The sequence below is a fragment of the Haloferax sp. ATCC BAA-644 genome, from assembly GCF_000336975.1.
GTDB lineage: Archaea > Halobacteriota > Halobacteria > Halobacteriales > Haloferacaceae > Haloferax > Haloferax volcanii.
Map to the genome: position 1 here is coordinate 1 of NZ_AOLF01000028.1, position 19,962 is coordinate 19,962.

The following is a 19,962-nucleotide window of genomic DNA, read 5'->3' on the forward strand; positions in this document are numbered from 1 at the left end:
CCAGCCGAGGTCGATGTTGCCGTTGTCGCGGACGTTCTTCACCTGAACGAACACCTCGTCGCCCGGCTCCCAGTCGAGGGATTCGAGGCGGCGGTCGAGTTCGCTGCGGTGCAGTAAGCCGGTCACGTTCGAAGCGAGGTCGACGAAGACACCGAAGTCGGCGTAGCCGTCGACGGTGCCTTTGTAAAATCGGCCGGGGACGAGCTGGTGGGGGCTATTGCCCCGGAATTCGAACCAGACGTCCTCCTCGTGCGTAATCCAATCCATTGCGTTGAGCAAACAACCCCTAACTAAAACGATTGTCGAAAAACGCTCAGGGAAGATTCGCGCGTTCGCGGGCGAGAAATCGGCGCTCGGTCGGTCGAAACGGACGTTATTCGGGGGCGGGGCGGGTCAGACGAGCGCGAGCGCCGCGGCGAGCTCTCCGAGGGCGCGGAAGCCGCCGAAGGCGTAGCCGAACACCACGCCGGCCGGGACGGCCGCCGCGACCGCGGCCTTCGGCACCGTCGTCTGGTGGACCTCGCTGATGCCGACGACGAGGAGAACCGCCCCGTAAACCGCACAGAGGGCGCGAACGCCGGGAATCGGAAGGCCGGCGAAGGCACAGGGCGCGGCGGCGTAGGCGATGACCTGCACCGTCTCGCTCACCCCCGCGCGGCGGGACAGAAGCGGGATGAGAAGCGCCGTCTGGATGGCCGCCGTCAGGTGGAGGAGCGCCGGCGCGACGAACAGCGCGACGACGAGCAGGGCGATGAGCGCCGAGACGACCGGGCCGCCCTCGACGGCCGGAATCGTCGCCGGCGCGAGGACGAACCCGAGGCCCTGATAGACGAGCGCGACCGCGATGGCGAACACGAGGCCGGGCGCTTGGTCGCCGGGGGCGACGCCGTCGCGGAAGAACTGGCGGGGGCGAGCGACCACGGCAACCCACGCGCGGAGGAGGCCGGCCAGCCCGCGGTCGCGGCCCTCTCGTGGGGTTTCGACCCAAGTAGTCACGTTAGCCTCTAGTCGCGCCGGAGGGTATGACAGTTCCGGCACCGCGCCTCGTAGGACTCCTCCGCGCCGACGAGGATGGTGGGGTCGTCGACGTGGGCGGGTTCGCCGTCGATGAGCCGCTGGTTCCGGGTCGCCGGCTCGCCGCAGATTGTGCAGATAGCTTGGAGTTTGTCGACGTACTCGGCGAGTGCCATCAGTTGCGGAAGCGGGTCGAACGGCTCGGCGCGGAACGTCTGGTCGGTCCCCGAGACGACGACGCGCTTACCGTCGGCGGCCAGCGCCTCGCACACGTCGACCAGTTCGGCCGAGAAGAAGTTGGCCTCGTCGATGGCGACCACGTCCTCGCCGTTGAGTTCCTCCGCGATTTGCCAGACGCCCTCGCCCTCGGAGGGGACGACGCTCGCCTCCCACGACCGGCCGGCGTGCGAGCCGACGGTCGTCTCGCCGTAGCGGTCGTCGAGTTGGGGCTTGAACACCGAAATATCCTGCCCGGCGATTTCGGCCCGACGGAGGCGTCGGAGGAGTTCCTCCGTCTTCCCCGAGAACATAGAGCCGGAGATGACCTCTATCCAGCCGCTCTGCGTAATGGCGTGCATATCCTGACTGGGGGACGAGGAGGGTGAAAACGATTGTTCATCTGCGGCGACGGTCGGGCGTCGAGACGGGTCGGCTCCGCGGTTCGACGCCCGATGGCAGACGGGTGGACGGATGGCTCGTGACGGCGAGTCAGTCGTCAGCGCCGACGTTTTCGCCGCTTTCGAACGTCGGCGGCTCCGGCTCGATGTTGGCGTAGACGACCGCGTCGCGGCCGAGTCGTTCGACCCGCTCGCGCAGGTCCTCGCTCGCGAGGTCGTCGCCGTCGAACGACGAGGAGACGCGGGGAATCGCGACCTGATGGGGGAGCACCCACGAGTTCAGCGACCGGCAGACTGACCGGAGATGTTCGAGGGCGGTCACGGGGAAGGAACCACCGGCGACGGCGAGTAGGCCGACGGTCTTCTCTCCGAACTCGTCGAAGCCGCAGTAGTCGAGGGCGTTCTTGAGGATTCCGGAGTACGAGCCGTGGTAGACCGGCGTCCCGAGGATGACCGCGTCCGCGCCGTCGACGACGCGGACGAGTTCCGCCGAGTCGCCCTGCTCGTCGTAGTCGGCGTCCAGCGGCGGAAGGTCGAACTCGCGGAGGTCCACGAGTTCCGTCGTTCCGCCGGCGGCGGACGCGCCTGCGAGGACGTGTTCGAGCGCCAATCGGGTGTAGCTGTGGTCGCGGAGACTGCCGCAGACGGCGACCACGTGTGGCTGCGTCATATCCTGTGTCTCCGTGACTGCGTGAAAACCCCGTCGGCCGCCTCCGGGCGTGTCGGACGGGCGCAACACACAGGGAGCCGGGGGGCGAAAACCAACCGTGAACGTCGTCTTCCACGTCTCCAGCGCCGACCTCGGCGACTGGCGACACGCCATCCGCAACGTCCGGAACCTGCTCGACGACGAGACGGTCGAGACGGACACTGTCACCCTCCTCGCCAACGGCGATGCGGCGCTCCTCTTTCTCGACGACTCGCCCGTCCGCGACCGCCTCGACCCGCTTTTCGAGGCCGGCGTCCGCTGTTGCGCCTGCCGGAACTCCCTCGACGGCCGCGGGTTCGACGCCGACCGCCTGGCCGACCGCGTCGAGGTGGTCCCCTCGGGCGTCGGTGAACTCGTGACGCGACAGGCGGCCGGCGACGCCTATCTGAAAGTGCCGTAGGAGAGGAATCGCACGGGGGCGGCGCTACTTCGCCAGCGAGACGCGGACGCCGTCGTCGCCCTCCGCGACATCGACGAGGCCGTCGGATTCGAGGTCGTCCACGAGGTCGCGGAGCCACTCCGCACCCGTGTCGCCNCTCCGCGACATCGACGAGGCCGTCGGATTCGAGGTCGTCCACGAGGTCGCGGAGCCACTCCGCACCCGTGTCGCCGCCGTAGTCGACGCGGACCCGCGGCCCCAACTCCGAGAGGCCGAGGTCGTCGTACTCACCGAGAACTCTGACGACCCGCCCGCGGAACTGCCGCCTGCTCCCCTCGAAACTCGGCTGAGTCGGCACGTCGGGCGCGGTGAAATCGCCCGTCTCGTAGGCGTGGCAGAACCGCCGCCACGGACAGCCGGACTCGTCGCAGGTGGGCGTCTTCCCGCAGGCCACGCCCCCCAATTCCATGACGGCGTTGTTCCAGACGCGGGACTCGCCGTCGGGCATGAGTTCCGAGGCGGCGGCCTCGAACGCCGCGTCGTCGTCGGGGACCGCGAAGGCGCGGTGATGTACGAAATGTACTATACATTTGAGAGGCATCTGTTCAGCGGATAACAGTTAAGAAGGAACGGTGTCTGCCGGGGTGTATGGGAAAATACGACGTGATGCAGGTCTGCTTGAACGGGCATAAAATCACAGACTCGTATATGAGTTCACCCGAATTCCGTCAATCGAAGTGTGATAAGTGTGGGGAAGATACGATACACGAGTGTCCGGAATGTGGAACACCGATTCGAGGGGAGTATCAGGTTGACGGCGTCGTGGATATGACTCCTGGTCCTGACCCGAAGGACTACTGCCACGAATGTGGAGAGTCGTATCCCTGGGCCGACGACGCGGAGGACTTCACGGATGTTGATTCGTCTGTTCTTGATGAAGAACTGGCGGCGAAGGCCCTGACTGAGTACGAAGACGGCCACCACCAGAGTGCTGTACGCACCTCGTTTGTCGTTCTAGAGGAGCGCGTCCGCGAGTTAGGCGGATTTCGGGAGAGCGACCACGGGGCCAGTTTGATGACTGAAGCGTTCCATCCCGATGGACCGCTGGCTATGGGGAAGACAGAGTCGGAGAAGGAGGGGACGATGTTGCTGTTCCGGAGTGCGGTGATGGCCCTCAGAAACCCAGCAAGCCACAGGTTCGTAGATGAAGTTGATGAAGACTATGCCAGGGACGTGATACACACGGTCAACCTCTTACTGCGGGTTATGGAGTCAGATGCGTAGCTTGTAGATTTCCTGACGGTAGTCGTCTTCGATGTCCTCGTACCAGGCGTGAATGTAGGAGTCAATGGCGTCCCTGGTCGACCGAATCTTCCCGCCACTCTGCCGGTCCCCGCGCAGGTACTTGATTAGGTCCCGTGACCATTCCCGTTCGATGCGGAACCAGGTGGTGAAGTAGTGTCGCCCGTAGTGCGACGACACCCCCCGATACCGCTCTGTTGGACCGTACTCCGGCCGGAAGTGTTTCTTCCAGATGTCGTTGATGTTCGTGTTGTCAATCTTCTTCCCGCCCGACTTCGACAGGAACAGCCACGGGCGGCCGTTGTCGGGACGGCACAGCAGGTACTGGAGAAGGGCCCGTCGAAGTTCGTCATCCAACGGGAGGACGCGGGGCCGCTCCGACTTGTTCCTGTCCCTGTCGTGCGGGATGTAGACCGCGTTCTCCCGTCCCTCCAGGGCTGGGTGCGTCCCCAGGTCCTCGTAGTGGTCCTGAAGTTCCGCGTTGGCGATATGGACTTCACTCAGTTTGATGTTCGACGTCTCCGACGCGCGAAGCCCCAGTTTGAACTGGGTGACGATGAGAGCGCGGTCCCGGACGTGCTTGATGCCGCGGATGGCGTCGCGTAGTTCCTCCAGCGGGATGGGGACCGGGTCCTGGGGGTCGTCGCCGTTCAGATCGATTTTCCCCTTCGCGGCGTCGAACGGGTTGAAGTCCGTCGGGTGGGGGAAGTGTGGTTCACTCTGGAAGTACCGAAACGCCCGACTGAGCGTCCCCAGTTTCGCCCCGACGGTGTTCTTCGAGTTGTCTCGTTCCTCCAGATAGTAGTGCGCGAAGTCGAGAACGTGACGGGTCGTCGGGACCGCTGGGTGACGGTCGTGGTTGTCCTCCATATAGTCGCGCCATTGGTCGATCCGACGCTGTAACGTCGTCACGGTCCCGTTCGCGTAGTCTTGACTGTGAACCTGTTCCTCCAGCCAGAGTTCGAACGGGTCGACATCCAGGTCCTGGAAGCCTTCATCGTACTCCGCCAGCGGGTCCGTCGTCCGTCCGAACGCTTGTGCTATCGTCTCGTGGGTCGTCTGATTGTCACTCATCGTTTCGGTCGCCGTAGTCGGGTTTGTAGTCAGTCTGCCAGTACCACACTTCGCGGGTGACACCTCCGGCGTGCCCCGCCAGCAGGATCGGATTGTAGACGTGCGGGTAGTCGACGTGATGGACCAGCCAGTTGAAGAACGTCTTCAGCGGGGACAGGTGCTGGTAGTAGACGGTGTTGTCGGACCGCTCCGTCACCTTAATCGAATACCCGCCGTCCCGGATGTGCGCCAGGTACGCTTCGACGTCCTCCGGGTGCGGGAGGGCGTGATGGCGGCCGACTTCCTCCCGCATATACTTCTTGAAGCGGTCCCCGCAGGGATACCAGGAATTCTTCTTCGTGGATTCGGCCAGGTCGTCGCGGGTCGCCAAGTACTCGCCCCAGGTGTCTTCGTCCCGGAACCGGGCTTCGAAACTCTCCAGCCGGTAGCGGTCCGGGACGTCGTCCACGGTCTTGTAGACGCCCAGCCAGTATTCGACGTCGCGGACGCCGGGCGCGTCGTCGGGACGGTCGGGGACGTCGACGTCGGCCCGCGGCATCACGAACCGCCCCCGTTGTCGGCCGGGTAGTACCCGCCGTCCTCGAAGCGGAGTTCATCCCCTTCCAGGTCATCCAGGTGCGTCGTCACGCGCTCCGGGACCGTGTCGATGACGTGCTGGATGACTTCGTCGTAGGTCGCCCCAGGGTTCGCTTCGACGTACCGCTTTATCGTCCGACGCTCGCCGTGGTACACGGCGTCCTCCAGTTCCTGAATCCGGTCCCTGGTCCGGTCCAGTTCCGTCTTCAGCCGGTTCCGCTGGGCGCGGAGTTCCTGGTTCGTCTCGTCGGGTTCGACGGCCGCGTCGAACTTCTTCATCCCGGCTTCGACCATCGCTTCGATGAATTCCAACATCGACATCCCCAGGTCGTCGGCGTGGTCCTGCCACCGCTCGTACTGCTGTTCGGACGGGTACGTCGCGGCGTGCTTGCTACTCCCCATCGGGGACCACCCACAGCATCGACCGGCCGACTTCCCGGCCGCCGATTCGCCCGTCGTCACGGAGCGCGGACAGGCGGTAGGTGGCGGTTCGTCGGGAACAGCCGACTTCGTCCGCGACTTCCTTTGTCGACCCCTCGCCGCCCAGCCGGTGAAGCGCGTCCACGAAGTCGGCCGGGTCGTACTGTTCGGAGAACTTCCCCGCGTCGTCGCGGTCGTCCTTCGAAGGTTTGTCTTCTGCCATATCCTACATTCGCAACGGTAGGCCAGTCACTTAACCGTTTCCTCACTTCGCAACGGTAACGTCTCCGACTCGCCGTCCGACTCCGGCGGTCGAACCAGCAGGTGCTGGCAGGATTCGAACCGGCCGACGTCGGGACACGCTCGAAGTTCCGACGGGAACAGCCCGGTCGCCGTGACGGTGTACCCCGCGTCCCGCAGGTCGGTAAGCGGCGTCTCCAGCGGTCGCCGGGAGAGAACGACGTGAACGACCGGGCCGTCCGTGTACGGAGACGGCTGGAGGTCGCAGGCGTGGACGACGTTCGACCAGGACCGGAGCGACCGGGCCGCCCGACTCGTCGTCATCCGTCCACCTGGCCGCCGTCGGTGACGGGCGTCGCGGCCAGTAGGTCGTTCATCTGTTCGTCCACCGACGCCGCGGCGATGTCGTCGGAGTCCTCCCCGGAACCGCTGTGGCGGACGGTGTCTTCGTCGGTCGAACCCTGGGGTTCACGGGTCGAAGACGTACTTCCTCGCCGGGACCCGGACGCTGGCCCGGACCCGTCCGCCGGGCTGGCCCGGTCCGTGTCGTCGCGGGCGGCTTCGAGGATGTCCGGGTCGGTGACGTCCGCCAGGTCGACCCGTAGCCGTTCCTTCCCGTGACGGGTGGCGACGTCGTAGCCGTCCGCGTCGCCTGCCAGCCGCAGGATGTCCTGGGCGTGACCTGGCGACGGGCGGTCCTCGAAGATGTCCCGGCGGACCGTCGTCGCGTCGACCTGGCCCTTCCCGCCGTTCGTCAGGGCGTCCCGCGCCAGTTCGATGCGGACTCCGCGGACCTTCTCCGGGCGGGACAGGGAGTCGTAGGGCTTCCTGTCGATGGCGGGCGCGTCCGGGGACGGAGCGCCCAGGTCGGCGGCGATGTCCTTCGCGTCGTCCTTCTGGATGAACAGGTCGCCGTTCCGCGGGTGTTCGACGTACTCCAGCCGCGACAGGACCTTCTCCGTGTAGTCCCGGACCGTCGGGTCGGAGTCACCCGCGACGTCACCGATGGCGTCCTCCAGTTCGTCCTGGGTGAACTGTTCGCCCAGCCGACGGCATATAGCCACGGTCCGCCGTTCCCGGAGCGACAGGCCGTCCTCCCCGTCGGCGGCTTCCGCCAGCAGGCCTTCGGCGTCGTCGGTCACTCGTTCCAACTTCTCCCGGACCCGACGGGACCGGCCACCGTCCCGACGCTGGCGAAGGGCGCGGGCCAGGGCGACGCCCAGCCGGTCGTTCGACGTCTCCTTCACGAACGCGGTGAAGTCGTCCTTCACCTCGCCGTCCACGCGGCAGGACACGCGGGTCGTATCCTCGCCATCCGGGTGGTCCGAAACGGGTTTTTTCTCCGTGAGGTTCGCGGGAGTCCGTCCGGCCGCCTGAACCAGCCGGTCGACCAGGTCTTCCACGGGTGCGTAGTCGTCGCCGTCGACCCACTCCAGCATCGCCCGTTCGACTTCACGGGCGACGTACCCCCGGATTTCCCCGTGTTCGTCGTGGACGTAGTCGATGAACGCATCCCACTCGTCGGACGGGACACGCCAGTCGACCTTCACCCGGTCCTTCACGCGGACCACCGGCCACGAAGGCCGTGACCCCAAACTGGTGTAAGCCGGGGACTCTCACCACCACTACTTACACCATACTGGGGGCAGACAAGGACAACGGACGGACCGTCCTCCCCTCCCGACGTCCCGTCGGTCGGTCGTCCATCCCGTCCCTGTCGGGCGATTCGCGGCGTTCCCGTGGTCCTCCGACGCCCCTCCCGACGCCGTCCCGGTTCGCTCGCAGAAAAAAAGCGCGTCACCGTCCGGTCGGACGTCGTCGTCATCGTTCGCCGTCACCTCCGGCTGGGGAGACGCGGAGGTCGCCGTCTTCGACCCACACGTCGACGGCGTCGGTAGCCGCGGGGTCGATGCCGATGTCGGCCAGTTCGTCGGCGTTCACCCACAGGGCGACGCCGATGGGGTCGCCGGACCCGTCCGTGTTGATACTCGCCGTTCGCCGGGACACGGAGTCGCCCGGTGGTTCGTCGTCGGTCGCTTCTCGTTCCGTCTCTGCCGTAGGTTTATGAGTTCGAAGGTCGTTTTTTCGCATTGGATGACTGCCTCAGGTTGAGTCAAATTCGAAGCCTGGCGGGGCGGTTATCCGACGCCGCCGGGTGCTGGAACCACCCGACGGCATCCCTCTGAGAACTACACGCTACCACCTGGTCCGGCCGGATAGACGCCCAGCCGACGAAGCCGGTGACGCTGGCGACGGGCCAGGCGGACCCGTTCATCGACCACCGGGTTCGGGACGTCCTCGCCGTCCTCGTTCACCGACAGGCCGTCCCGGACGATGGCGGCCATCGCCACCCGCTCCCGGTGGTGGTCGACGGCCACGCGCTTCAGCAGGCGCTCCGTGTCGTCGTCCACGTCGCCGGGGACGTCCGCCCGGTAGTCGGCCAGCAGGCGGTCCACGTTCTCCCTGGCGTCCGCCGACAGGACGTCGTAGACTTCCAGGGCGTCCGCTCGAAGGAACCGGAGCAGGCCGCTTTGAGTTGTTCCAGCGGCCACGGGGCCGTCGCCGCCGTTCGCAGAAGCGCTGTTTCCTGGCGTCATCGGCGGCCGTCACCTCCGGCGTGCGTGTCGACGTCGTCATCCTCCCGCTGGGCTACCTTCTGCGCGGCTTCGCCCCAGGACGCGACGGAGTCGGCCAGTTGGGCGTCGGGACTCTCCAGTACGCCCAGTTCCTTCAGCGTCCGAATCGTGTCCCCGGCCAGGCGGCTGTACGGCAGGTGCGCCGGGTTCTCCGACTTCTTGACGATGGGGTCGCCTTCGTCGTCGTAGCCGACGACGTTCTCCGTGATGACGCCCTTCGCGGCGATGTAGTCGTTCGCCTTCCGGCGTTTGTGTTCGTCGATGGCCGCCTTTCGGAGTAGTTCCACCCCGGCCAGGTTCTCGCGGGTGAAGGGCGCGTCCTCCAGCCACGAATCGACCATACCGTCCACCCACGCCTGTTCGTCGTCCTCCAGGCGCTCGTAGTAGAGCGAACGGTCGGCGTGGAGGCCGTGACGTTCGGCGTTCCCGTTCGCGGGCGGTGCGCCGCCGTCGTTCGCCAGGGCGTTGTCGTTCCCCTCCGGTGCGCCGTGTCCGGCCGGAGGACCGTCGGCGTCGTCCCGGTGAAGGTAACAGCGGTCCCCAGGGTTCGACACGGGACGCTGGCACGGGTCGCCGGTCGTCGTCTCTCTCGACTCACAGACGGGCGTGCTGGCGTCGTCTGACGTGTCCTCCGTGTTGGTCATCGTTCGGTGTCGGTGTCGGCGTCGGTCGTCTCTCCGGCGTGCTGGGCGTCGATGCGGGCCGCCAGGTTGCCGCAGTCGGTGGCGGTGGTGGTGGCGGACGTCATCGGTCCTCGTCGGTCGGTGCGTTCACGCCGACGTACCGCCAGGGCTGGCCCGCGACGCGGGGCGGGTCGACTCCCGGCAGGTCCCGGAGAACAGGACGGCCTACCTCCCGGAACCAGTCGTGCGGGTTGTCGAAGTGGCCTTCCTGCCGCCCGTAGTTCGACGGCGTGAACTGGTCTTTCAGGTCGGCGGCGTCCGCTTCGCCGTGTTCCTGAAGGTACTCGAAGGCCCGCTTCACGCCCAGCCGGTTCTTCGTCTTCACGCGGTCGCCCTCCACGCCGGGGTAGTTGAACGACTGAAGGACCGCGTCGACGTCGTCGGCGGACGGGTCCGTCGGGTTGTCCGGGACCGGCGGCCGGGAGTCGTCCGCGTCGGGGTCGTACCGCCAGCCGACGTCATCCCGGACGACACCGGGGAGAAGCGGCAGGAACGGTTCCCCGGCGTCCGTCCACCACGTCGACCGGCGCGGGTACTGCCGACTCAGGTTACTCTCGTCCCACACCGCCAGGGCGATGGCGTCCGCGCTGGCCCGCCCGGCGTCCTTCAGGAAGTAGTACGCTTCCCGCAGGGCGACGTGTTCGATGGCGGTGTTTTCGTGCGGGAGTTCGTCCGTGAACCGGCGGATGACGTCCCCGACGTCGTCCGGGTCGACGTCCTCCGTCCCGTCGATGACGGTCGTCATCGCTGGCCCTCCAGTTCCGCCAGGATGGCGTTGTGAAGGTCGTCCACGTCGGAGTACCGGCGCGGGTCGATGTCGTACTCCGCTCGAAGGTACGCGGACGGGCTGACGTTCTTCGCGTTCGCCTTCACGCGGTCCGCGCCGTCCATCGCCTGGAGCGCCAGGGCGTCGACGTCGGCGGCCGTCTCCGACGCGCTGGGGCCGCCGTCGGCCGCTTCCATCAGGGCGCTGGTCCCGTAGTGTTCACGGGCGTACTCCGTGAGAGACTGCCCAGCCGCGCGGGCGGCGATGCGTTCGGACCCGGAGAGAAGCCGCCGGGCGGCGTCCTCGTTCACCGACATCAGTTCGCCCCCGTGGCGGCCGGTGCGTCGTCTTCGACGGCGTCCGGTTCGTACTGGTCCGCCATCTTCGAAAGCAGTTCGTCGTAGGACTCTCCCGCTCGTTTACAGGCGCGGACCTTCGTCCGGGTCGCCTTCGTCACGGGGATGGTCGTTCGGGAATTCATCTGCATACGATGCGTGCCTTCTGTGAAGGATAAGAGGGCGTGACGCGCTGGTCAGGAGGACCTTCAGCCCGTGTCCGGCGGGAACGGCGGGCTACGGACCGTGTCGGTCGGGAGGGTGACGCGCTGGCGGGAAGTACCGGCAAAACACGCGGTCCGAACGTTCAACTGGCGCGTTTCCGATAGGAACGATATGGCGGGGAACGACACCGTGGACGGGCCGGTCCGGGACTCGACACGCGACGGACCGGACGGTCGGATAGATTCGAAGGTATGGGGACGGCGCGGGTACGCCGGGAAGTCTGCCAGGGAGATGCTGAACGACATCAGCCGCGACATCGCCCGGACCTGTCCCGACGACGTCACCCATCCCGAACATCCGTCCCTGTCCGACGTCATCCGCCACGGATATGACCCGCAGGTGAAAGCGGGTATCCTCGTTCGACTGACACACCAGGGGTTGACATTCCGGGAAGCCGCCTGCTGGTACTTCTACCGACACGCCCAGTTCGCCCTGTCGGAAATCTACTTCGCCACGAAACCGTTCGACCAGGGGGGCGCTCCAGAAGTCCGGCGGAGAGAGGTCCGGGACATCGCCCAGGTCATCCAGTCGGCGGCGTCGAAGTTGGCCGTCGAAGCGCCCTCGTTCGACCTGGAGGACGGCGGCGACGGGTGAAGTAGGGAGGAATTAACAAGAGGTAGCCCTTCCATACATTCACCTGGGGCGGAACACCGCCTGACCTTCGAACATCGGTTGCCTACCGATTCACGTCTCCCCTTCGCGGGGATTTTCCTTCCGCGCTCTCCGTCACTTTCGAAGCCGCGCCACCGTCTCGCCGTCGCGGTCGTCCACGTCGACCAGCCCATCATCCTCCAGGTCGGAGAGTAGGCCACGAAGCCACTCCCGGCCGTGGTCCCCGTCCGGCGTGTAGTCGACCCGGACGCGGTGGCCCAGGTCATCCAGCGGAACTTCCTCGTTGTCGCCCAGGATGCGGACGACACGTCCGCGGAACTGCCGTCGGCTTCCTTCGAAGGACGGCTGGGTCGGGACGTCCGGCGCGGTGAAGTCGCCCGTCTCGTAGGCGTGACACCACTCCCGCCACGGACACCCGGCTTCGTCACACCGCGGCGTTTTCTGACAGGCGACGCCGCCCAGTTCCATTATCGCGTTGTTCCAAACGCGGGATTCTCCGGGCGGCATAAGCGCGTTCGCCAGTTCTGCGAAGGTTTCGTCCGACGGTTCGTCTGTATTATGGATTTCGTCAAATGCGCGGTGGAGCACCCGCTTGACGTTGGTATCGACCACCGCGTCGCCGTTGTTGAACGCGAACGAGGCGACGGCGTTGGCGGTGTAGGGGCCGACGCCCATCAGCTCCGAGAGGCCGTCCGGCGTCCGGGGAAACTCGCCGCCGTGGTCCTCTTCGACCTGCCGGGCGGCCTCGTGGAGGTACTTCGCGCGGTTGTTGTAGCCCAGTCGGTGGTCCGTCCAGAAGCCCACCACGTCGGCGCGGTCGGCCGCCGCGAGGTCGACCGTCGTCGGCCACTCGTCGAGAAATTCTTCCCACGCCTCGACCACGCGGCCGAGTTGGGTCTGCTGGCTCATCACCTCGGAGACGAGAATCTCGTAGGGGTCGTCGGTGCGCCGCCACGGGAAATCCCGGTGGTCGGCCTCGTACCACTCGGTGAGCGCGGACTGGACTGCTTCGCGGTCGAGGTCGGCGGGGAGTTCGGACGGCGCGTCGCTCATCGCCCCGGCTTGGGACGGCCGGCGTTTAGCCGTGGCGATGCCGGAGCGCGGTCGTTCCCGCGCGGTCGAAACGCGTATCCCCGTGACGGCCCCATCGCCGGGCGATGACGCTCGACGAACTCACAGACGACGTTGACGCGGCCTACGGAGACCTCGGCGACAGCCTCGACGTGTCGCTGGACCGCGAGACGCGACACGAACTCGCCATGCTCGTCGCCCTGTTCGACCCCGACGACGCGGACGAACTCGTCCGCCGGGCGGTCCACGCGCTGTTCCAGTCGGAACTCGACCGCGGGCAACTCGACTTCCACCTCCGGCAGGGCTACGACGTGACCTACGACGAGTACCTCGCGGGGATGACCTACGACGAGATGACGGGGCAGTCGCAGGCCCCGCCGCGGGACGACGTGCGCCGCTACCAGATGTAACCGCGGGCGAGAGCGACCCGCCCCGCTCCGACCAGACCCGACTCAGACGATTTCGGCTTCGATTTCGACGCCGTCGATGCGGCGGTAGCGGTGGGGTTCGCTGTCGCCGCCGTCGTCGTCGCCGTCGCCGCCACTGTCGCCGCCACGGTCGACCTCGAACGTCCGGAGGAGCACCACCAGTCGGCCGTCGCCGAGGGTGGCGCGGAGGACGACGCCCTCGCCGGTGACGACCACGTAAGGCGGGGCTGCGACGGGCGGCGCGGCCATCGGTCGGCCGGTAGCCGTCACCGCGTCCGCGAGCGCTCGCGGCAGGCGAGAAAGCGCGCCGGAGCCGTCCAGCGCGCGCCTGAACGGGGGCACGACGCGCTCGCGGTCCGTCACGGAGTCGCCGTCCCACTCGGCGGCGACGGCGATTGCGCACTGGCCGACGACGGTCAGCAGTCGCTCGTGGTCGTCGCGGAGCACGCGGACGGCCTCCTCGGGCCCGGTGGTCGGTGTCGCGTCAGTCACGACCCGAGGTGCGTCGTCCCGCGATAAAAACCTCCGCGAGCGCGGTCGCCACCTCCCGGACGCTTTTTCCCGGCGCGGGCCGCCAGTACGCACATGGAACTCGCCGCCATCGAGGACCTCATCGAATCGCACATCGAGGACGCCGACGCGACGGTCTCGCGGCCGCGGACGGTCGACCAGGACCACGAGGACGACCACTACGCCGCCGTCGTCGTCTCGCCCGCCTTCGAGGGGAAGTCGCTCGTCCAGCAGCACCAGCTCGTCTACGACGCCCTCGGCGACCACATGACGACGGACATCCACGCGATGGAACTGAAGACGTACACGCCCGAGGAGTACGCGGCGCGCGAGGAGTGACCGAACCGTCGCGGTCGCCGCGGCCGTCGCGGTTGGCATGTCAGCCGACGCGCCGACTGACGCGCCGCGCGACCGCCGACGGTCGCGGCTGTCAGTGAGGCGCACGGACCAATGGATTTTACCTCCTGCCAAAACGACCCCCGAATCATGGGCGACGATGATTATCGAATCGAGCGGGACAGTCTCGGCGAGATGGAAGTGCCTGTCGACGCCTACTGGGGCGCACAGACCCAGCGGGCGGTCGAGAACTTCCCCATCTCCGGCATCACCTTCGGGCGGCGGTTCGTCCGCGCGCTCGGCGTGGTGAAGAAGGCCGCCGCGCAGGCCAACCGCGACCTCGGCATGATAGACGAGGACGTCGCGGCCGCCATCGTCGAGGCCGCCGACGAGGTCATCGCCGGCGACCTCGACGACCAGTTCCCCGTCGACGTGTTCCAGACCGGTTCGGGCACGTCCTCGAACATGAACGCCAACGAGGTCATCGCCAACCGCGCCGCGGAGATTATGGGCGAGGGCATCGGCGACCGCGTCGTCCACCCGAACGACCACGTCAACTTCGGCCAGTCCTCCAACGACGTGATTCCGACGGCCATGCACGTCGCCTCCCTCGAAGCCGTCGAGAAGGACCTGCTTCCCGCGCTGGAGACGCTCGCCGCGGCGCTCGGCGACAAGGAAGCCGAGTTCGACGGCGTCGTCAAGACCGGCCGCACCCACTTGCAGGACGCCACGCCCGTCCGCCTCGGACAGGAGTTCGGCGGCTACCGCACGCAGGTCGAAAAGGGCATCCGCCGCGTCGAGAACGTCCGCGAGCACCTCGGCGAACTCGCGCTCGGCGGCACCGCGGTCGGTACGGGACTGAACACCCACCCCGAGTTCCCGGCGAAGGCCGCCGAGTACATGTCCGAAGAGACTGGCGTCGAGTTCCGCGAGGCCGACAACCACTTCGAGGCGCAGGCGGCCCACGACGCGATGAGCGAGGCCCACGGCGCGCTCCGCACCGTCGCCGGCTCCCTGAACAAAATCGCCAACGACCTCCGGCTCTTGGCGTCCGGCCCGCGCAACGGCCTCGGCGAACTCGAACAGCCGGAGAACCAGCCCGGCTCGTCCATCATGCCCGGGAAAATCAACCCGGTCGTCGCGGAGGCGGTCAACCAGGTCCACAAGCAGGTCGTCGGCAACGACGCCGCCGTCTCCGCCGGCGCGGCGGAGGGTCAAATCGACCTCAACCTCTACAAGCCCGTTCTCGCGCACAACTTCCTCGAATCAGCGAAGCTGCTGGCGAACTCCTCGGAGGTCTTCGCCGAGCGGTTCGTCGCCAAACTCGAAGCCAACCAGGAACACTGCGAGACGCGGGTCGAACAGTCGATGGCGCTGGCGACGGCGCTCAACCCCGCAATCGGCTACGACAAGGCCTCGAAGGTCGCCAAACAGGCGCTCGCCGAGGACAAGAGCGTCCGGCAGGTCGCCGTCGACGAGGGCTACCTCACCGAGGCGGAAGCCGACGAGGTGCTCGACCCCGAGAAGATGACCCACCGCGGCATCCTCGGCGACGACTGAGCCCGACCGAAAAAACGGTCCACTTTTTGATACGTCGGCGCGAGCGGGCGAGTGCACCGATTCGAGGCGCGCGCTCGACGAATTCGGTCAGTTCAGCCCGAGAGCCGGTTATATTTACTCGGGTCGCGGTAGCAATCGCACTCCGGCGCAGCCGTGACAGTCACCCCCGAGCGAAGAACTGTCACGAAATCTCGAAAATCGGTATTTTGAAGCTTGATTTTGACGATTATACCAGTATGGCCGGACTGCAACAGCAGCGGGCCCGCGGGCGAGACATGTTGGAGTGTCGAGGTTGTGGGGCCGTATTCCCGGAGGGACGAGCGACGAACGACGGGTGGACGTACGTCTGTCCCGAGTGTGAACAGGTCGAAGGTATCGGCGACGGTCTGCGCCGTCTCTGACGGCAGACTGAATCCTTTTTTACTCCCCCCGAACGCAGGGAGTACCAATGACCGAGTACGACTACGACTACGAGGACCTCGGCCTCGTGGCTGGGCTGGAGATTCACCAGCAACTCGACACCGAGACGAAGCTGTTCTGCGGGTGTCCGACCGACCTCCGCGAGCCCGACGAGGCGACGCGCACGTTCACGCGCTTCCTCCATCCGACCAAGAGCGAACTGGGCGAACTCGACGACGCCGCGCTCGAAGAGAGCCGCGTCGAACGCGAGTTCGAGTATCTCGCCTACGACTCGACCTGTCTGGTCGAAGAGGACGACGAGCCGCCGCACGAACTCGACCACGAGGCGCGGACGGTCGCCATGCAGATTGCCGAACTGCTCGACATGAACGTCGTCGACGAGGCGCACGTCATGCGCAAACTCGTCATCGACGGCTCGAACACCTCGGGGTTCCAGCGCTCCTCGCTCATCGCGCAGGAAGGCGAGATTCAGACCAGCGAGGGCCCCGTCTCCGTCGTGGACCTCATGCTCGAAGAGGAGTCCGCCCAGCGCGTCGAAGAGCGAGACGACGGCGTCCTATACAGTCTCGACCGCCTCGGCATCCCGCTCGTCGAAATCGGGACCGGCCCGGACATCTCCTCGCCCGAACAGGCGCGCGAGGCGGCCCAGACCATCGGGATGCTCCTGCGCTCGACCGGGAAGGTCAAACGCGGTCTCGGTACCATCCGGCAGGACGTGAACGTCTCCATCGCCGACGGCGCGCGCGTCGAAATCAAGGGCGTGCAGGCGCTCGACCAAATCGACGAAATCGTCCGCTTCGAGGTCGGCCGACAGGCGGAACTCGTCGAGATTCGCGACGAACTCCAGTCGCGCGACGCCTCCGTCGGCGGCGTGGCCGACGTGACCGGCGTGTTCGAGGACTCGGACTCCGGCGTCATCCGCGGCGCGCTCGACGCCGGCGGGAAGGTCACGGCCGTCCCGCTGTACGGCTTCGACGGCCTCGTCGGCCGCGAACTCCAGCCCGACCGCCGCCTCGGCACCGAACTCTCCGACCACGCCAAGCGCCACGGCGCGGGCGGCATCTTCCACACCGACGAACTCCCGGCCTACGGCGTCACCGAGGCCGAGGTCGAATCGCTCCGCGAGGCGGTCGACGCCGGCCCCGAGGACGCGGTCGCCATCGTCGCCGACGACCCCGAGACGGCCGCCCTCGCCATCGATGCGGTCGCAGAACGCGCCGCGGTCGCCATCGAGGAGGTCCCCGAAGAGACCCGCGGGGCCAACGACGACGGCACGACGCGCTACCTCCGCCCGCTCCCCGGCGCGGCCCGGATGTACCCCGAGACGGACGTTCCCCCCGTCGACCTCGACCCGAGCGACGTGGAGACGCCCGAACTCCTGACCGAGAAGGTCGACCGCTACCAAGCCGAGTTCGGCCTCGACGCCGGCCTCGCGGAGCAGGTCGCCTACGGCCGAAAGATGCCGCTGTTCGAGGCGGCCGTGGACGCCGGCATCGACGCCACCTTTGCGGCGGGGCTGCTCGAATCGACGTTGACCGAACTCCGCCGCGACGACGTGGCCGTCTCCGAACTCACCGACGACCACCTGCTCGCGGTCATGCGCCTCGTCGAGGACGGCGACCTCGCCAAGGAGGGCGTCAACGACGTGCTCGCCACCATCGCCGCGGACCCGAGCCTCACGGCCGAGGAGGCCGTCGAGGAAGCCGGCCTCTCCGGCGTCTCCGAGGACGAGGTCCGCGAGGCCATCGCCGGGGTCGTCGAGCGCAACGCCGACCAGGTCGAAGAGCAAGGTATGGGCGCGTTCTCCGCGCTCATGGGCGAGGCGATGGGCGCGCTCCGCGGCAAAGCCGACGGCGAAGTCGTCAGCGACGTGCTCCGCGAGGAGATTCAAAAGCGGGCCTGAACGCCGAGCGTTCCGAGCCTTCGGACCGCACCCAATTTTCTCTCCTTCTCACGACGCCGAGCGCCCGCTACCGCGGACGAACCGCCGCCAGCCCCACCGCCCCGCGAACTCGACGCCGGCCGCGACGACGAGAAGCACCAACAGCACCGGCCCGAAGATGAGGAACATCCCGAGCGCATCGGTCTCGCCGCGGACGTGGAGGAACGCCCACCAGACGAGTTCCGTGACGCCGAACAGGCCGACGAGCGGCGCGACCAGCCCCCGGCGGGCGAACAGCAGGGCCGAGACGGCGACGAACCCGGCGAGCAGGAGGAACGAAACGCCGAGGAAGCCCGCCGCGGTCAGCGGGTCTTCGACCAGCCCCGAAGGGACCGCGTCGGTGGCGAGTCGGGCCGCGGTCCAGACGGCGAGCGTGGCGAGGGCGTAGCCGCCGCCGAGGGCCGCGGGCGTCAGGAAGCTTCGGGCGCTCCGGGCGCGGGTCGCGTAGACGACGGCGACGGTGCCGAACGCGGCGGCGACGGCGACGACGTGGGTGAGGAGCCAGTTGCCGAGCACCGGGTCGGGCGAGCCGGGCATCTCAGCGCACCTCGATTCGCGTCATCGACTCGTCGGCCATCGCGGCCAGTCGCTCCACGCGCTCGTCGGTCGAGGGGTGGGTCGAAAGCAGGTCCGACACCGAGTCTTCGACCTCGACCTCGCCGTACACCCACAGCGGCGACAGCCCGAGTTGCGGCCGGGCGGCCCGCTCTAACTTCCGCAGGGCCGACGCGAGCGCCATCGGCTTGCCCGTCACCTCGGCGGCCCGCGCGTCGGCGGCGAACTCCCGCTTTCTCGACTGCGACCGGACGAACACGGTGAGGCCGAAGCCGAACAGGCCGACGACCTCGTCCAGTCGGAGGCGAATCCGCCCGGCGAGCGTCTCGTGCCACGACCCCGGCCGGCCGCGCATCCACGCCGAGCCGAGGGCGACGCCCGTCGTCAGGAACGTCACGGGCGAGACGAACAGGTAGCCGACGCCGACGACCGTCTGGAGGACGCTCGCCACGAGCGACTGGACCAGCCCGTCTTTCCGTTCGAGGTGCGCGAGTTCGTGCGCGAGCAGCGCCTCGAACTCGTCGGCGTCGAGGAGGCGGAACAGCGAGGCGTCGAGGACGACCACGTCGCGGCCCATCGGGTCGAGCGCCAGCGCGTTCGGCGCGGCAAAGCGCGCGAGCTTCAGCGTCGGCGGGTCGAGGTCCATCCGCTCGGCGAGGCGGTCTCGGAGGCGGTGGACCGACGGCGACTCCGCGGGCGACAGATCCCGCGCGTCGAGTTGGCCGAGCAGGCGCACCGTGCCGAAGCGGAAGCTCAGATAGCCGAGGACGACGGCGACGCCGACGCCGACGACGGCGGCGGTAACGGGGTCGGGGCGAAGCCGCCAGAGCGTCACCACCGCGAACGCGCTGAGCGCGCTGAGCGAGAGGTAGAACGCGAGGACGACGACGCCGACGACGACCATCGGGAGGCGAGAGCGGCGCGGGGACGTTGCCATCTCGCGTGGGGATACGGGGTCGGACCGCAAAAGCTGTCTGGCGCTCAGGGGTGGGGGAACGAAAACGGGGGTGCGGTCGGCCGCGTGCGCCGCCCGGACCGCCGACACCGCTACTTTCTCCACGGGGCCGGCCGAAGGGGAGTCATGCAGTTCTTCGAGGATTTCGCGGCCGGCGACACCCACGAGTTCGGCGCGTACGACGTGACCGAATCGGAGGTGCTGGAGTTCGCCGAACAGTACGACCCGCAGTGGTTCCACACCGACCCGGAGCGCGCCGAGTCCGAGTCGATGTACGGCGGCGTCATCGCCAGCGGTTGGCACACCACGGCGATGACGATGCGCCTGCTCGTGGACGGCTTCCTCGGTGACTCGGCCGCCCTCGGCGCGAAAGGCGTCGACGAGCTTCGCTGGTGGAAACCGGTGTATCCGGGGGACACGCTCGTCGTGGAAAACGAGGTGCTGGAGACGACCGTCGAGACCGACAGCCGCGGCCTCGTGGAGATTCGGACGACGACCCGCGCGGAGCGCGAGTCGGGCGAGGTCGAGAAAGTCTGTTCGTTCGTGAGCTACGTGATGTTCGCCCGCCGGGACGACGACGCGGAGTAGCGCGGACGC

At 67.4% G+C, this 19,962-nt stretch carries 29 protein-coding genes and 1 pseudogene; 9 read left to right on the forward strand and 21 right to left on the reverse strand.

All coding sequences use genetic code 11. The features are described 5' to 3' along the window. The 4 genes from C458_RS12895 to C458_RS12910 form a co-directional block, all read right to left on the reverse strand. A partial coding sequence (locus C458_RS12895; RefSeq protein WP_008576277.1) for a S1 RNA-binding domain-containing protein occupies window positions 1-267 on the reverse strand: 267 nt, incomplete at its 3' end. Window positions 268-393: 126 nt separating this feature from the next. Then, window positions 394-921 carry a YIP1 family protein gene (locus C458_RS12900; RefSeq protein ID WP_008576279.1) on the reverse strand — a complete coding sequence of 176 codons (528 nt, stop codon included), beginning with the start codon at window positions 919-921 and terminating at the stop codon, window positions 394-396. An 83-nt stretch (window positions 922-1,004) separates the two neighbouring features. Then, window positions 1,005-1,592 carry a thymidine kinase gene (locus C458_RS12905; protein ID WP_008576280.1) on the reverse strand — a complete coding sequence of 196 codons (588 nt, stop codon included), beginning with the start codon at window positions 1,590-1,592 and terminating at the stop codon, window positions 1,005-1,007. 130 nt (window positions 1,593-1,722) lie between these two features. Further along, window positions 1,723-2,301 carry an NADPH-dependent FMN reductase gene (locus tag C458_RS12910; protein ID WP_008576282.1) on the reverse strand — a complete coding sequence of 193 codons (579 nt, stop codon included), beginning with the start codon at window positions 2,299-2,301 and terminating at the stop codon, window positions 1,723-1,725. 97 nt (window positions 2,302-2,398) lie between these two features. On the opposite strand from C458_RS12910, the gene C458_RS12915 reads away from it, so the two are divergent. After that, complete coding sequence (locus tag C458_RS12915) at window positions 2,399-2,740, forward strand: DsrE family protein (RefSeq protein WP_008576285.1); 342 nt, start codon at window positions 2,399-2,401, stop codon at window positions 2,738-2,740. 112 nt (window positions 2,741-2,852) lie between these two features. Here C458_RS12915 and C458_RS12920 read toward each other — a convergent pair. Beyond that, window positions 2,853-3,293, reverse strand: a pseudogene (locus C458_RS12920) (A/G-specific adenine glycosylase); the annotation flags it as partial. Window positions 3,294-3,367: 74 nt separating this feature from the next. On the opposite strand from C458_RS12920, the gene C458_RS12925 reads away from it, so the two are divergent. Beyond that, the gene (locus C458_RS12925; RefSeq protein ID WP_239638763.1) at window positions 3,368-4,003 is read left to right on the forward strand and encodes a TIGR02391 family protein; all 636 of its coding nucleotides are present in this window, start codon (window positions 3,368-3,370) and stop codon (window positions 4,001-4,003) included. Here the strand turns inward: C458_RS12925 and C458_RS12930 are convergent. From C458_RS12930 to C458_RS18500, 12 genes are all read right to left on the reverse strand, one after another. Continuing rightward, complete coding sequence (locus C458_RS12930) at window positions 3,992-5,095, reverse strand: site-specific integrase (RefSeq protein ID WP_008576293.1); 1,104 nt, start codon at window positions 5,093-5,095, stop codon at window positions 3,992-3,994. The genes C458_RS12925 and C458_RS12930 overlap by 12 nt on opposite strands. After that, on the reverse strand, window positions 5,088-5,633 hold the full coding sequence (locus C458_RS12935; RefSeq protein ID WP_008576296.1) for a hypothetical protein: 546 nt from the start codon (window positions 5,631-5,633) through the stop codon (window positions 5,088-5,090). The genes C458_RS12930 and C458_RS12935 overlap by 8 nt, the downstream gene beginning before the upstream one ends. Next, on the reverse strand, window positions 5,633-6,073 hold the full coding sequence (locus C458_RS12940) for a hypothetical protein (protein ID WP_008576298.1): 441 nt from the start codon (window positions 6,071-6,073) through the stop codon (window positions 5,633-5,635). Before C458_RS12940 ends, C458_RS12935 begins: the two co-directional genes overlap by 1 nt. Next, window positions 6,063-6,314 carry a winged helix-turn-helix domain-containing protein gene (locus tag C458_RS12945; protein WP_008576300.1) on the reverse strand — a complete coding sequence of 84 codons (252 nt, stop codon included), beginning with the start codon at window positions 6,312-6,314 and terminating at the stop codon, window positions 6,063-6,065. Before C458_RS12945 ends, C458_RS12940 begins: the two co-directional genes overlap by 11 nt. Window positions 6,315-6,340: 26 nt before the next feature. Next, window positions 6,341-6,655 carry a hypothetical protein gene (locus C458_RS12950; protein ID WP_008576301.1) on the reverse strand — a complete coding sequence of 105 codons (315 nt, stop codon included), beginning with the start codon at window positions 6,653-6,655 and terminating at the stop codon, window positions 6,341-6,343. Then, the gene (locus C458_RS12955; protein WP_239638764.1) at window positions 6,652-7,893 is read right to left on the reverse strand and encodes a hypothetical protein; all 1,242 of its coding nucleotides are present in this window, start codon (window positions 7,891-7,893) and stop codon (window positions 6,652-6,654) included. Before C458_RS12955 ends, C458_RS12950 begins: the two co-directional genes overlap by 4 nt. A gap of 259 nt (window positions 7,894-8,152) precedes the next feature. Continuing rightward, window positions 8,153-8,338, reverse strand: coding sequence for a hypothetical protein (locus C458_RS12960; RefSeq protein ID WP_239638765.1), 186 nt, complete (start codon window positions 8,336-8,338; stop codon window positions 8,153-8,155). 182 nt (window positions 8,339-8,520) lie between these two features. Further along, a complete protein-coding gene (locus tag C458_RS12965) occupies window positions 8,521-8,928 on the reverse strand; it encodes a hypothetical protein (RefSeq protein WP_239638766.1) in 408 nt (135 codons plus the stop codon). After that, entirely contained in the window at window positions 8,925-9,611 is a 687-nt protein-coding gene (locus tag C458_RS12970) for a hypothetical protein (protein WP_008576310.1), read from the reverse strand. The genes C458_RS12965 and C458_RS12970 overlap by 4 nt, the downstream gene beginning before the upstream one ends. Before the next feature lie 100 nt (window positions 9,612-9,711). Further along, window positions 9,712-10,395, reverse strand: coding sequence for a hypothetical protein (locus C458_RS12975; protein WP_008576313.1), 684 nt, complete (start codon window positions 10,393-10,395; stop codon window positions 9,712-9,714). Then, window positions 10,392-10,733, reverse strand: coding sequence for a hypothetical protein (locus C458_RS12980; RefSeq protein WP_008576315.1), 342 nt, complete (start codon window positions 10,731-10,733; stop codon window positions 10,392-10,394). The genes C458_RS12975 and C458_RS12980 overlap by 4 nt, the downstream gene beginning before the upstream one ends. After that, window positions 10,733-10,903: a hypothetical protein gene (locus C458_RS18500; RefSeq protein ID WP_192815240.1), complete on the reverse strand. Its 171-nt coding sequence runs from the start codon at window positions 10,901-10,903 to the stop codon at window positions 10,733-10,735. The genes C458_RS12980 and C458_RS18500 overlap by 1 nt, the downstream gene beginning before the upstream one ends. Before the next feature lie 184 nt (window positions 10,904-11,087). Here C458_RS18500 and C458_RS12985 point away from each other — a divergent pair, with 184 nt between their 5' ends. Next, a complete protein-coding gene (locus C458_RS12985; protein ID WP_239638767.1) occupies window positions 11,088-11,570 on the forward strand; it encodes a hypothetical protein in 483 nt (160 codons plus the stop codon). A gap of 132 nt (window positions 11,571-11,702) precedes the next feature. On the opposite strand, the gene C458_RS12990 is transcribed toward C458_RS12985, so the two are convergent. Then, window positions 11,703-12,641 carry an A/G-specific adenine glycosylase gene (locus C458_RS12990; RefSeq protein WP_008576318.1) on the reverse strand — a complete coding sequence of 313 codons (939 nt, stop codon included), beginning with the start codon at window positions 12,639-12,641 and terminating at the stop codon, window positions 11,703-11,705. A 104-nt stretch (window positions 12,642-12,745) separates the two neighbouring features. Between C458_RS12990 and C458_RS12995 the strand changes: the two genes are divergently transcribed. Continuing rightward, window positions 12,746-13,069: a hypothetical protein gene (locus C458_RS12995; RefSeq protein ID WP_004044715.1), complete on the forward strand. Its 324-nt coding sequence runs from the start codon at window positions 12,746-12,748 to the stop codon at window positions 13,067-13,069. Between the two features lie 42 nt (window positions 13,070-13,111). On the opposite strand, the gene C458_RS13000 is transcribed toward C458_RS12995, so the two are convergent. Then, on the reverse strand, window positions 13,112-13,579 hold the full coding sequence (locus C458_RS13000; RefSeq protein WP_008576321.1) for a hypothetical protein: 468 nt from the start codon (window positions 13,577-13,579) through the stop codon (window positions 13,112-13,114). Window positions 13,580-13,672: 93 nt separating this feature from the next. Between C458_RS13000 and C458_RS13005 the strand changes: the two genes are divergently transcribed. The 4 genes from C458_RS13005 (at window position 13,673) to gatE (ending at window position 17,816) form a co-directional block, all read left to right on the forward strand. Further along, entirely contained in the window at window positions 13,673-13,936 is a 264-nt protein-coding gene (locus tag C458_RS13005; RefSeq protein WP_004044717.1) for a BolA family protein, read from the forward strand. 147 nt (window positions 13,937-14,083) lie between these two features. Further along, window positions 14,084-15,493, forward strand: a complete 1,410-nt coding sequence (locus C458_RS13010; RefSeq protein WP_008576324.1) for a class II fumarate hydratase — start codon at window positions 14,084-14,086, stop codon at window positions 15,491-15,493. A gap of 236 nt (window positions 15,494-15,729) precedes the next feature. Next, window positions 15,730-15,894, forward strand: coding sequence for an HVO_2901 family zinc finger protein (locus tag C458_RS18890; protein ID WP_333782713.1), 165 nt, complete (start codon window positions 15,730-15,732; stop codon window positions 15,892-15,894). Window positions 15,895-15,941: 47 nt separating this feature from the next. Then, entirely contained in the window at window positions 15,942-17,816 is a 1,875-nt protein-coding gene (gene gatE, locus C458_RS13015; RefSeq protein ID WP_008576326.1) for a Glu-tRNA(Gln) amidotransferase subunit GatE, read from the forward strand. A gap of 48 nt (window positions 17,817-17,864) precedes the next feature. Here gatE and C458_RS13020 read toward each other — a convergent pair whose 3' ends face one another. Then, on the reverse strand, window positions 17,865-18,392 hold the full coding sequence (locus C458_RS13020) for a hypothetical protein (RefSeq protein ID WP_008576328.1): 528 nt from the start codon (window positions 18,390-18,392) through the stop codon (window positions 17,865-17,867). A gap of 1 nt (window position 18,393) precedes the next feature. Continuing rightward, a complete protein-coding gene (locus C458_RS13025; RefSeq protein WP_008576331.1) occupies window positions 18,394-19,314 on the reverse strand; it encodes a M48 family metallopeptidase in 921 nt (306 codons plus the stop codon). A 177-nt stretch (window positions 19,315-19,491) separates the two neighbouring features. On the opposite strand from C458_RS13025, the gene C458_RS13030 reads away from it, so the two are divergent. After that, window positions 19,492-19,953, forward strand: coding sequence for a MaoC family dehydratase (locus C458_RS13030; protein WP_008576333.1), 462 nt, complete (start codon window positions 19,492-19,494; stop codon window positions 19,951-19,953). Window positions 19,954-19,962: the final 9 nt, after the last annotated feature.